Consider the following 12,023-nt stretch of genomic DNA (forward strand, 5'->3'; position numbering starts at 1 on the left):
GCCGGTTCATCTCCGCTGGTGAAGCGTGACCTCGACCAGCAGCGCACGGTGATCCGTGTCGGCGAGGTCGAGGAAGCGGGCCTCCTGGGCGGCGAAGTCGGCGGAGACCAGGACGTGGTCGATCTGGGCGCCCAGCGCCGGAGTGGCCCCGGCCGTGCGGGCCGGCCAGGTGGGGGTGCGGTCGGAACCGGCCAGGCGGGCCGCGTCGCGCAGGCCGGTGTCGAGGATGCGGCGGAAGGCGGCGTGGTCCTGGGAGGCGTTGAAGTCGCCGGCCAGGATGGTGGGGGTCCGCGCGTGCGCGGCAGCGAAGTCGCGCAAGGCGTCCAGTTCGCGCCGCCAGACGTCCACCTGGCCGGGCAGGGGCGGCATGGGGTGCGCGAGCTGGAGCCGTACGGTCCGGCCGCGCACCTCGGTGACGGCCCCCGGCATGCCCATCGTGCCGGGGACGCGGTCTGCGGCCCGGAGCGGGAAGCGGCTGAGGAGGACGGACCCCGCCGATCCGCCGGCCTCGACGCCCTGCCGGTGCGGGTAGTCGGCGCCGAGGGACTCCTTCAGCGCCGCGTCGCACGCGGACTCGCACTCCTGCACGAAGACGAGGTCCGGCTTTTCCCGGCGGACCGTCGCGATCAGAGGGTCGGTGGCCTGTCCGAACTCGACGTTCGAGGTCAGCACCCGCAGGGAAGCGACGGGTGGCCCGCCGGGTGCGGCGATCTTCCCGTACGGCTCCATGAACCACGCCAGCAGCCCGAGCACCGCCACCGCCCACACCACCCCGGTCCACCAGCGGGCGAGCAGCGCGAGGCCCAGTCCCAGTGCGGCGGGCGCGAGCAGCCACGGCAGGAACGCGAGAAGCTGGGGGACGGGGGTGATCCCGTCGGTGTCGGCGACCCGGCAGCCCACGACGACGCTCACCCCGGCGAACAACAGCGCGGCGAACCAGATGCCGGGTCTGCGCAGGCGCTGTCGTGTCACCGTCCCGAGACTACGAGCGGCCGTCCACCCGCGCCAGGAACTCCCCGAGCGCCCCGTTGAACTCCTCGGGCCGCTCCAGGTTCGGCATGTGCGCCGCGCCCTCGACCACCAGCAGCGTGGAGTCGGGGAGAGCCGCGTGCATGGCCTCGGCGTCGGAGACCGGGGTGTACTCGTCGTCGGCGCCCACCACGACCAGCGCGGGGACGGTGACGCGGGTCAGCAGCTCGCGGTAGTCGGGGCGTCCGGCGCGGGCGCGGAGGGCGGCGGCGGCACCCTCGGGGGGTGCGGACGTCATCATGCGGTGGACGTGGGCCTTCGCCTCGGGCGAGGCGTACGGCGCCACCATCTTCTCCAGCACCTCGTCGGCGTACCCGCGCATGCCCTCCCGCAGGAGCCGGTCCGCCATGGCGTTGCGGGCCGTCACGCCCTCCGGTGTCTCGGCCGCCGGGAAGGTGTCCGCGAGGACCAGGCCCCGGACGCGGCTCCCGAACTGCCGGTAGCCGTCCATCACGATCTGGCCGCCCATCGACAGACCGGCGAGGACGAAGGTCTCCACCTTCAGCTCGTCGAGGAGCGCCTCGATGTCCTCGGCGAACCGGGCGAACCGTGTGACGCCGGGGGTCCGCGGGGACTCGCCGTAGCCGCGCAGGTCGGGGGCGACGACCCGGCGGGCGGTGGAGAACTCGGCGATCTGCGGGGCCCACATCGTGCGGTCGAAGGGGTGGCCGTGGACCAGGACGAGGGGAACCGCGGAGGTATCGGCGCCTTTGTTCTCATACGCGAGGAACTCCGGGAAAGAGGTCATGTGAGCGACCCTAGATCGCCCCAACTCGTCGGTGCAATAAGATCTTTGCCCTCGGTGCAATGTGAGGGGGGACCCCGTGGACGACTCGGACGACTACCGGCGCCTCGCCGACCGGCTGGCCGACGACATCGCCGCCGGTCGGCTCAAGCCCGGTGAACGGCTCCCCCCGCAGCGGGTGTTCGCGCGGCGGCGCGGGATCGCCGGGTCGACGGCGGGGCGGGTGTACGGCGAACTCGTCCGGCGCGGGCTGGTCGTCGGGGAGGTGGGGCGCGGGACGTTCGTGCGGGCGGTTCCGGCCGCACCCGTGGGACGGGCGCTCACCGAGCCCGCGACGGCCGCTCCCGTCAACCTGGAGCTCAACTACCCGTCCGCCCCCGGCCAGGCCGAACTCCTCGCGCTCGCCCTCGAGCCCCTGCTCCGGCCCGACGTGCTGGCCGAGGCCCTGCTCCCCGCCCCCGCCGACGGCACCACGGCGGCCCGGAACGCCGCGGGCGGCCTTCTCGCCACCCCGGGCTGGCAGCCCGGCCCCTGCCAACTGCTCTTCACCGGCAACGCCCGCCAGGCGATCGCCGCCACCCTCGCCTCACTCGTCCGGCCCGGCGGCCGGCTCGGCGTCGAGCCGCTGACGTATCCCGTGGTCAAGGAGATCGCCGCCCGGCTGGGCATCACACCGGTGCCGCTGGCGGCGGACGAGGACGGTCCGCTGCCGGAGTCCGTGGCCGCCGCCCACCGCACGGCCCCCCTCTCCGCCCTGTACGTGCAGCCGACGCTGCACAACCCGACCTCGGTGACGATGAGCGAAGAGCGCAGGCGCCAACTCGCGGGCGTGGCGACCGACTTGGGCATCCCGGTCGTCGAGGACCGCATCTGGTCCTTCCTGGCCGACGGCGACCCCCTCGCCGTCCACGCGCCCGGGATCACCCATGTCGTCGACGGGCTGTCGAAGCGGGTCGCCCCCGGGCTCACCGTCGGTCTCGCCGTCGTACCCGCGTGGCGGGCCGAGGCCGTGACGGCCGCCATCCGGTCCGGCGGGTGGAATGCCGGGCGGTTCGCGCTGGAGGCCGTCGTGCGGTGGATCGGGGACGGGACCGTGGCGCGGCTGGTCGCGGCCAAGCGGGCGGACGCGGGGCGCCGGCAGCGGATCCTCCAAGAAGAGCTGCACGGGTTCGCCGTACGGTCGGATCCGCGCGCCTATTACGCCTGGTGGGAGCTGCCCGCGCCCTGGCGCGCGGACACCTTCACGGCCGCGGCCGCCGCGCACGGCATCGCGGTCACGCCCGGGCCCGCCTTCGTCGTCGACCCGAGCCGGACGCCGGACGCGGTCAGGCTCGGGCTCGCGTCCGCCGCCGAGCCGGATCTGCGGCGGGCGCTGCGGACGCTCGCGGACCTCGCCGGAACGGCGGCGGACACCCGTACCGGCCGGTGAGCCAGCAGGTCAGGGCCACCGTCAGACCGACGGCGACCAGCAGCCAGGAGACCGTGCGCAGGGTGGCCGTGAGGGCGTCGTAGATCGCGCCGGCGGCCGGGTGGTGGGCCGGGTCGGGCAGGTCGGCGAGAGTGAGGCGGCGGCCCACGGCGACCGCGAGGGCGAGGAGGGCGCCGCCCAGGGCCGTGCCGAGGGCGGTCGCGGTGACCGCGCGGCGGCGGCAGGCGGCGACGGCGATCCCGGTGGCCGCGAGGACGGCCGCCGTGACGGGCAGCCAGAAACCGGCGACGTCGAGCACGTGGAACCCCTTCCGGAGCCGGGCCAGGTCCTCGGCCGGGAGGACGGAGACCTCGATGTGCAGGACCGGGATGCGGTGCGCCAAGGGCACGCGGTCCGCGGTGAGTTCGTCCTTCACCTCGGCGGCGACCGGCGCGAGGTCCACCGTCACCGCGCCCTCGCCGCCGCCCCGCAGCGCCCTCAACACCGAGTCGTGCACGGCCCGGTTGCCCGCGTCCCAGGCCGTACGGAAGGCCTCGGTCCGGGTGAACGAGCGCACCGCGTCCCGCACGAAGGGGCGCATCGCTCCGCCGACGTCCACCTCCCGGATGATTCCGGCGCCGACCGTGTCCGCGATCGCGTCCCGCACGTGCGGGTCGGAGGCGAGCGGCGCCATCGTGGTGACGTACCGGCTCGTGTCGGCGAGCCCGTACGCCACCCAGGCCGCCAGCGCGCCGAACGGCGCGAGCAGACAGGCCAGGGCGATGAGTACGGCCGACAGGGCGTTCCGGAGTCGAGTGGACACCCTTCCAGGCAAGACGGGCCACGGCGGGGGTGCGAGCGGCGTGACTGCGAATGGGCGCACGGGCCGGGGCCGAACGGGCACCGGTTCCGGCCGGATTCCGGCCGGAACCCCCCGCGGAACTGGGCATTCCGCTCTCCGGTGGAGGCCTCACCCGAACGGGTGTTTCCTGGTTCTGGGGAGAAGGAGGCCGATCCATGCGCACCACTCCGGCCCTGCGGACCCTGGCCGCGATCCTGCTCACCGGCGGCACCTTCGCCGTCGCGGCAGCGGGAACCTCGGCAGCAGCCGCGACCCCGCCGACGTATGCCGACGGACAAGGCAGCGGCGGATCCGGCGGTCCGATCTGGGGCACCATCGTCTCCGGTACCGCGCTCAACGTGAGAGCGGCGCCCACCAGCCACTCAGCAGTCGTCGACCGGCTCGCGCCGGGCAGTCAGGACCGTGTCGAGTGCAAGGTCCGCGGCCAGAGCGTCAACGGCAACCCGTACTGGTACTGGTTCGTCGGCGCCCAGGGCTGGGCGAGTGCCGCCTTCGTCGACACCGGCGGACACCGGGTACCGACCTGTTCGGACCCGTGCCCGGAATGGAAGGACGACTCCTGGTCCAACCCCGACTGGAACGACCCGGACTGGAACGAGTCCTGGGCCGTGTCGAGTTCGGGCTCCTGGGCCGTCTCCGGTTCTGGTTCCGGATCCTGGAGCGCCTCGGGCTCGTGGAGCTGGAGCGCGACCGGATCCTCGTCGGGCGAGAGCGAGGGCGAGGGCGACTGGGAATGGCTCCCGGCCGTGCCGTGAGTGGAGGGATGAGTGAGGGAGGCGCAGGGGCCCCGGCGACCGGCCGGGGCCCCTGCACCGTACCCGGGCACCTCAGCGGATGCGGTTTCCCTGCGCGTCCTCGCGCGTGTAGTAGCGGTAGAAGAACACGCCGAAGATGGCCGCCGCGATCACCAGGCCCATGACCGTGGACCTGAGCACGCTCGCGCCGGCCTGGCTGTACAGGAAGCCGAACGCCGCGCCCGCGAAGCCGGACTTCGTTATCGAGTGCAGTTCGCGCTGCAGACGCGGGGCGAACGTCGCCACCGCGATGCACAGCACGATGAACGCGATCGCCGTGGCGAAGCCGAACAGGACGTTCCCGCCGGTGATGGGCCCGCCGTCGCGCCGGTTGGCCGCGGCCCAGTAGCCGTAGACGAGCCCGAGCACCACGGGGATCGCGTACCGCGCCACCGTGTGGACCCGCTCGCTGAACAGGTCGGGTGTGCGGCGCGGCCGGGTCATGACGCGCCGGGCCGGACGACGGTGCATGCCCCGCGTGCCGCCGGGCGTGGGTGCCGCTTGAGCCATGAGAGCGCTCCTCTCTCTCCTCGCCCCCGCCTTCCAGAGCACACCTGGGGACAGGCCCTGGCAAGTCGGCGGAGGCGGGTTTCCGGTGCGGATGCGCGCCTCGCGGGCCCGTGCATCGGTGAGGCCGTGAGCGGCCGAGTACCGAGACCCATGCCGAGCGCCGAGACCCATGAGCGGCCGAGTACGGAGACCGGTGAGCGGTCGCCGGAGAGTCCTCGCCCGGCCGCAGCGTGGCCTGGGTGCCGCCGCTGCTGCTGCTCGGCTTCCCCGCGGATGAGCCCGGCGTGGTGCAGGCCGTCGTTTTCGGCCACGAGCCGCCGCGGTCGGCCCCTTCGCCGTACGGCCCCTGCCGCCCGGCGACGGCCTCCCGCTGGGCCTCGCCGAGCTCGCTGCGGGCCTGCCGCCCGTGCACCAGGTGCCCCTCGCCCCCGACGAGACCCTGCTCCTGACCACCGACGGTGTGACCGAGGCCCGCGACGGCACCGGCGGCTTCTACCCGCTCGCCGACGAGGTGGCCCGGGCCGTGGCCGCCGACCCGAGCCTGACCGAACCGAGGCTGCTGGTCGCCTTCGTACGGGACGGCACGCTGCGGCACTGCGGGGCCGACTGGCCGACGACACCACGGTGTTCGCGGTGCGGCGAGCCGCGAACAGGACGCCCGTACCGGGTCGTTTGCAGTCCTGAGACACACCTTTGCAGCCGCAGCGGTTACGGTGCTGCCGTACGTGATCGACGGGGGACGGGGAGGGACCGATGCCGGGAACAGTGCTGCTGCTGGCCGCATCACCGGTGGGCAAGGGCTGTCTGGTGGACGCGGCGTCCGTACTCCCCGTGCTCGCGGCCGTGCCGCCCGCCGTGCTGTCCGGCACCGACACCGCCAACGTCGTCGAGCTCGCCGACCCGCTGGAACCCCAGGCCGTCCTCACCCGGCTGCGCGCCGCCGCGACGGCCCCCGGCCCGCTGACCGTGTTCGTCACCGGCCAGCTCCTGCTCGACCGCCGCCAGCACCTGCCGCACCTCGCGCTGGCCCGCACCACGTCCGCGACCGTCCGCTACACCGGCTTCCCCTGGCACTGGTTCCGCGAGGAACTGCGCCTGCGCACACCGGGGACGACGACCCTCCTCCTCGACCTGCACGCGGACGCGGAGACCTGGGCCTGGCTGCGCACCCACCCGCTCGACTCCGGGCGCAGCAGCGCGGTGTACGGCCGGGTAACGCCGCCGCCGTCGTCCCGGCGGGCGGTGGCCGCGCCGGCGTACATGAAGGCGATCGCGACGATTCTGCGCAGCGGGCGGCGTCCGCCGGTGTCGCAGTTGCACGAGCAGGCGTTGGCACGGCTGGGGAGCGACGGGTACGGGGACCTGGTCCTGGGGGTGCCCGGCGTCGCGGTGCCCGTCCCTGGGGGCTCCGCCCCCAGACCCCCGTATCGGCCTGAACGGCCTCGTCCTCAAACTCCCCCACTCTCGGCTTCGCTCGAGCGGGGGGACCCCCACGACAGGCTGGGTGATGCGGACCGGCGTCGGGAAAGCGAAGCCGGTCAGCGTCGAGAACGTATCGTCAGGCCCCGTCAGGAACAGGCCGACGACCCCCACGCCGCCATCACCACCGCCGTCCAGGACGGCCGTCACGACGACGCCGACGCCCTGGCCGCCGAGCACGAGCAGGCCGCCGTACGGGCGCACGGGCGGGCCTCCGAGCAGGCCCTGCACTGGGCCGAGGTCCGGGCGGATCTGGCGATGTTCGCGGGGGATCCGGTGCGCAGTTGCCGTACCTGGCTGGCGGTGGCGTCGGCCCGGCTGGGTGCCGGGCAGGCGGTGGACGCGCCCGCCGTGGAGGCGGCCGTGGACCGGGCCCACCACCAGTGGGGGCAGATCGGCGACCCGGCGCGGGCCCGTGAACTCGGCACCGAACTGGCCGACTTGCGGGCCCGGGTGCCGGGGCGCCGCGAGGGCGCCCTGGACCACATCCGGCGTCAGCTGAGCCAGTTGCAGACACTCAGTTCGTGAAGACGGGGCGCTGCCGACCCCTCCCCCGGCTCCAACAGCGGTGACATGATGCTGAGTTATGGCTGAGGGGGATGGAGTGGCCAACCACGGCATACGCGTTCGGCTGGACGGGACCGCCAGCGAGGGTGACGTCGGCGCGCTGCGCAAGTGGCTGGAACGGGAGAAACCGCTCGACGAACTGGTGCGGGCCGGCCGGCTGCAGATCCACGAGCGGCACCGGACGGACGAGCCCGGCGCCCCGATGGGCGTCGGCATGGACATCGTCGTCACGATGATCGGGTCGGGTGCGGCCATCGTCTTCAACGAGCTGCTGGGGCAGGTCAAGCGGTCCGTGGAGGCCTGGCGGGTCAATCGCAGAGCGGTCGAGGACGGGGATCCGCCCGAGGGCCGCGTCGACACCGTGGGCCTCGACGACAGGTAGGCCGGTGACCCGCTTCGACCCGCGTGGACGGGTGAACCGGGCACTGCTGGTGGGGGTCTCCGAGTACGACCTCACCAAGCCGCCGCACGGCGTGCCCGGCGACCTTCCCGCCGTCAAGCACAACCTGAACCGGCTCCGGGACGCGCTGCTGCGGGGCCGGGTCTTCGGCGCGCACGAGATCGCCGTGGCCCGCTCGCCGTCCCTGGACGACTTCGACCACGCCTTACGCAGGACCGCCGAGGAGGCGGAGGGCCTGCTGTTCCTGTACTTCACGGGGCACGGAGCCATCCCCAGCGCGGGCGACGAGCTGTTCCTGCAGATGCGCAACGCGAGCGTGGTCGCGGGCGGGCACGCGGTCTTCCCCGGCGCGGAGATGTTCACCACCGCGCTGACCGTGCTCGCCGCCGGTCCGGCCGAGCGGATCGTGGTGGTCCTCGACTGCTGCTTCGCGGGCAACGCCGCCTGGATCTGGGAGACCTTCCGCGACAAGCGGCGCGTGCTGCTGCTGATGAGCGTGCAGGCCAACCACCGCACGGACGCGGGGGACGGTGCGGTACCCACGCCGTTCACCGGGGAGCTCGTACAACTCCTGGAGGAAGACGAGGAGTTGACCTTCCAGGAGCTCGCGGACCGGCTGCGGGACCGGATGACGGCGGCGGGGCACAAGACGGTGCGCGGGGAGCCGTGGGAGCCGCAGAGCAGGACGGAGCCGGGGGAGGACGTCGTGCTGTCCGCCCGGTCGGCCCCGCCGCTGAGGTGGGCGATGGGCGGGGCGGGGCCGTGGCCCTCCGGCGAGCACGGGGATCAGCAGCAGAAGCCGGGCGGGCAGCCCGGTGAGGAAGGAAAGAAGGGTGCCGCCCTGCTCCGTACCGCCGCGGCGGCCCTCCTCGCCCCGTTCCGCGCCGGAGCCACCGCCGTCACCCGCGCCTGGCGTTGGCTGGGCTCCGTCCTCCGGCGCGCGCCCCTCGCCCTCGCCGTCGTTCTCGCCCTCGCCGCCGTGAGCCTCGGCTCCTACGGCATCGTCACCCTCACCGGCGGTCCCGCCTCCTGCGGGCCGCCGCTGGAACTGCGGGTCCTGACCGACCCCGACCTCGCACCGACGGTGAGCGCGGCGGCGGAGGCCTATCTGACGTCGGACGAGAACACCACCGGCGACGGCTGCCGGCGCAGCGGCATCACCGTCTACAGCGCGGGCTCCGCCGACGCGGTCACCGCGCTCGCCGGGCAGTCGGACGCCTGGCAGGAGCCCCGGGACGAGGACACCAACCCGCAGCGGGACGTCGGCCCGCAGCCGGACGTCTGGATCCCCGCCACCCCCGCCGAGGCCGCCCGGGTCGCGGCCGCCCAGGACACGGACGCCGTGGCCCGTCTCGACCCCGACGAGGAGCCGCTGGTGTACTCCCCGGTCGTGCTCGCCGTCCCGAAGAACCTCGCCGCCGGGAACCAGGACGACCTCGCCGGTCCCTCGCTGACCCGGATGATCAGCGCCCTGCACGAACGCGACACGAAGGCCGAAGTGCGCCGCCCCGACCCGGAGTTCACAGCCGCCGCCCTGCTCGCCACGATCGGCCTCCATGGCACCGGGGCCGACCCGGTCGGTGCGGAACAGCGCGTCGCCCAGCCCGGTCCGCCCGCCCCGACGGCCACCGACCTGCTGTGCACGCTGCCCGACGACGACGCCGTGGACAACCGCACCGCCGCCCTGGTCCCCGAGTTCCTGCTGCGCAGCGGAGTCGGCTGCGACCTGGCGACCCGGACGCCCCGGGTCGCCCACTACCCCGGCGACGTACCGGGGCTGGAGCCGACGTTCGTACGGGTCCGCTGGCAGGACGCCGACCGGGACGAGGCGGCGCGGGACGCGGCGGCCGAGAACTTCCGCGCCTGGCTCACCGGTGCGGACGGGCAGGCCGCGTTCGCCCGGGACGGCTTCCGTTCCGTGAGCGGCGCGCGTCCCCTGCTGGACGCCGACCGTCCGGTCCCCGCCGGGATGCTGTCGGCGCCGGCGCCGCTCGAGGAGACCGCCGGACGGGACGAGATGGAGACGGCACTCACCGACTACCGCGCCGCACACGGCCCCGGCCGGGTCCTGTTCCTGCTGGACAGCTCCGGTTCGATGGCCTCCCTGTGGGAGGGTCCCAGCGGCGGGCCCGGCCTGCTCGAACAGTCCCTGGGCGGGCTCGGGGGCCGGGACGAGTACGGCGTGTGGGCGGTGTCCGGGGCGTCCGGCGACGAAAGCCCGTACGAGACCGTGCTCCCCTTCGGCCGCCACACCCGCAAGGAGGCCGAACGCGCCGTCGACGCGGCCCGGGTGCGGGACGCCGAGGCCGATCCGCACGCGGCGCTGCTCGCCGCGCTCGACGACCTGGCCGCCGACGGCCCGGACGAACGCCCCCGGCTCGTCGTCCACATCACCGACGGCGAGGACGACGACCGGCTGACCGGCGCGAACCTCGACGACGTCCTGACCAGGGCGGGGGCGGCCGGCGTGCCGGTGACCATGGTGTCCCTGGAAGCCGGCGGCTGCGACCCGGGCCGCCCGGCCACCCGCATCTCCGCCGCGAGCGGCGGCCGCTGCCTGGACGCCGGCGAGAACCTCGGCGCGGCCCTGACCGACGAGGTCGCCCGCGCCGGAATGGGGGAGGACGGATGACCGGGCGCGGGGCGGAGGTTCGGGTGGGATGCGGGGGCGCCGTACGGCTGTTGGACCGGGGTGGGATCGTGCGGCTGAAGATGGCCGGGTGCGGTGTCGGGGTGCGGGCGGGTTGTTCCCGTACCGCGCGGTTGATGGCCGGGCGCGGTACGGGGCGCCCCCGCACCGGACCCCTGATGGCCGGGCGCGGCACCTGTGCGCGGCTCGTGGCCCTCCTGACCGTGCTGCTGCTCACGGCCGTCACGGCCTGCACCGGCGACAGCGCCGGGGAACCCGCGGCGCCCGCCACCGACGTGCCCGGTGACATCGTCGTCGCCAGCGGCCGGGACGTCACCGGCAAGAACGGCATCCGCCAGCAGCTCATCGACGCCTGGAACCGGCAGCAGGAGAAGGCCGGCACCGGCTACCGCGCCCGCCTGGTCGAACTGCCGGGCAGCGCCGACGAACAGCGCAGCCAGCTCCTCGGCGCCCTCCAGTCCGGCAGCGCCGCCTACGACGTCGTCAACCTAGACGTCACCTGGGTACCGGAGTTCGCCGCCGCCGGCCTCGTGCGCCGCCTCCCCGACGGGGTGCTGGACGGTGACGTCATCAAGTCGGTGGCGGGCACGGCCCGTTGGGACGGCAAGGTGTACGCCGTGCCGTTCAACAGCGATGTCGGACTCCTCTACTACCGGCGCGACCACCTGCACGCGGTGGGCGTCCAGCAGACCGACCTGAGCGCGGGCATCGACCGGACCCGGCTCCAGGAGATCGTCCGCTCGCTGGAGAACAAGCCGCCCAAGGGCTACGAGCAGGGCTGGACCACTCAGCTCGCCCCCTACGAGGGCCGCACGGTCAACGCCGTGGAGGCGTTCGCGTCCGCGACGCCGGACCTCGCGCTCACCGACGCCGACGGCCACTACGCCGCCACCGCCGAGCAGTTGACCGAGGGCATCGCCGAACTACGCCAGCGCACCGACCCGTCGTACACGCTCCCGGACGCCGTCCACTCCGACGAGGACGCCTCCCTCACCGACTTCGCCGCCGGCCGCACCGCCTTCCTGCGGAACTGGCCCTACGCCTACCGCACGCTGCACCAGACCTTCACCGCCAAACAGCTCGGCGTGGCGCCGCTGCCCGGCCGGGCGGTGCTCGGCGGCCAGAACCTCGCGGTGACCGCCGCGTCCCAGCGGTCGGCCAAGGCGGCCGAGCTGATCGGCTTCCTCACCGGCAGGGAGAGCGAACGCTGTCTGCTGGACGCGGGGTTCGCGGCGACGCGGACCTCGGCGTACGGCGACGACACGGTGACGTGCCCCCTCGCCGCCGCGAGCCCCTCGCCCTCCCCGACCGGCGAGCGCGCCGACCGCATGCCACGCGACAAGGCCGGCCGCCCCGCCTACGCCCACCGCATCCTCCTCCCGGCGCTCAGCAGCGCCGTCCAGCGCCCGCGCACCCCGCTGTACGGCGCGTTCACCCAGACCTTCACCGCCCAGCTGGGCGCCCTGTTCGGTGACCGCCCGCCGACCGACCCACAGCTGGCGCGACGCCTGGACGAGGCGCTGCGCAAGGCGCTGCCGGACTAGCTGTACGAGGTGCACCCTCTCAGGAGAGGAATCGG

Annotated in this window: 10 protein-coding genes and 1 pseudogene; 7 read left to right on the forward strand and 4 right to left on the reverse strand. The window is 74.3% G+C overall.

All coding sequences use genetic code 11. The annotated features are described in order from the left end of the window. Positions 1-6: 6 nt before the first annotated feature. Together QFZ76_RS26845 and QFZ76_RS26850 are read right to left on the reverse strand one after the other, a co-directional pair. Positions 7-972, reverse strand: a complete 966-nt coding sequence (locus QFZ76_RS26845; RefSeq protein WP_307676122.1) for an endonuclease/exonuclease/phosphatase family protein — start codon at positions 970-972, stop codon at positions 7-9. A 10-nt stretch (positions 973-982) separates the two neighbouring features. Next, positions 983-1,777 (reverse strand): alpha/beta fold hydrolase, encoded by a 795-nt coding sequence (locus tag QFZ76_RS26850; protein WP_307676123.1) that lies wholly within the window; start codon positions 1,775-1,777, stop codon positions 983-985. A 76-nt stretch (positions 1,778-1,853) separates the two neighbouring features. Between QFZ76_RS26850 and QFZ76_RS26855 the strand changes: the two genes are divergently transcribed. Further along, positions 1,854-3,203 carry a PLP-dependent aminotransferase family protein gene (locus QFZ76_RS26855; RefSeq protein WP_307676124.1) on the forward strand — a complete coding sequence of 450 codons (1,350 nt, stop codon included), beginning with the start codon at positions 1,854-1,856 and terminating at the stop codon, positions 3,201-3,203. Here QFZ76_RS26855 and QFZ76_RS26860 read toward each other — a convergent pair. Beyond that, complete coding sequence (locus tag QFZ76_RS26860; RefSeq protein ID WP_307676125.1) at positions 3,100-4,005, reverse strand: hypothetical protein; 906 nt, start codon at positions 4,003-4,005, stop codon at positions 3,100-3,102. The genes QFZ76_RS26855 and QFZ76_RS26860 overlap by 104 nt on opposite strands. 194 nt (positions 4,006-4,199) lie before the next feature. Here QFZ76_RS26860 and QFZ76_RS26865 point away from each other — a divergent pair, with 194 nt between their 5' ends. Continuing rightward, complete coding sequence (locus tag QFZ76_RS26865; RefSeq protein ID WP_307676126.1) at positions 4,200-4,799, forward strand: SH3 domain-containing protein; 600 nt, start codon at positions 4,200-4,202, stop codon at positions 4,797-4,799. A 72-nt stretch (positions 4,800-4,871) separates the two neighbouring features. Here the strand turns inward: QFZ76_RS26865 and QFZ76_RS26870 are convergent, their stop codons facing one another. Continuing rightward, a complete protein-coding gene (locus QFZ76_RS26870; protein ID WP_373464355.1) occupies positions 4,872-5,348 on the reverse strand; it encodes a hypothetical protein in 477 nt (158 codons plus the stop codon). A 251-nt stretch (positions 5,349-5,599) separates the two neighbouring features. Between QFZ76_RS26870 and QFZ76_RS26875 the strand changes: the two are divergent. The 5 genes and pseudogenes from QFZ76_RS26875 to QFZ76_RS26895 all read left to right on the forward strand — a co-directional run. Then, positions 5,600-6,032 (forward strand): annotated as a pseudogene (locus QFZ76_RS26875) (PP2C family protein-serine/threonine phosphatase); the annotation flags it as partial. A gap of 69 nt (positions 6,033-6,101) precedes the next feature. Further along, positions 6,102-7,355, forward strand: a complete 1,254-nt coding sequence (locus tag QFZ76_RS26880; RefSeq protein WP_307676127.1) for a hypothetical protein — start codon at positions 6,102-6,104, stop codon at positions 7,353-7,355. A 58-nt stretch (positions 7,356-7,413) separates the two neighbouring features. Beyond that, positions 7,414-7,776, forward strand: coding sequence for a hypothetical protein (locus QFZ76_RS26885; RefSeq protein WP_307676128.1), 363 nt, complete (start codon positions 7,414-7,416; stop codon positions 7,774-7,776). Positions 7,777-7,780: 4 nt separating this feature from the next. After that, entirely contained in the window at positions 7,781-10,426 is a 2,646-nt protein-coding gene (locus tag QFZ76_RS26890) for a substrate-binding domain-containing protein (protein ID WP_307676129.1), read from the forward strand. A 176-nt stretch (positions 10,427-10,602) separates the two neighbouring features. Further along, positions 10,603-11,988: an extracellular solute-binding protein gene (locus QFZ76_RS26895; protein WP_307680136.1), complete on the forward strand. Its 1,386-nt coding sequence runs from the start codon at positions 10,603-10,605 to the stop codon at positions 11,986-11,988. The last annotated feature ends 35 nt before the right edge of the window (positions 11,989-12,023 follow it).

The organism is Streptomyces sp. V4I2 (assembly GCF_030817655.1).
GTDB lineage: Bacteria > Actinomycetota > Actinomycetes > Streptomycetales > Streptomycetaceae > Streptomyces > Streptomyces plumbiresistens.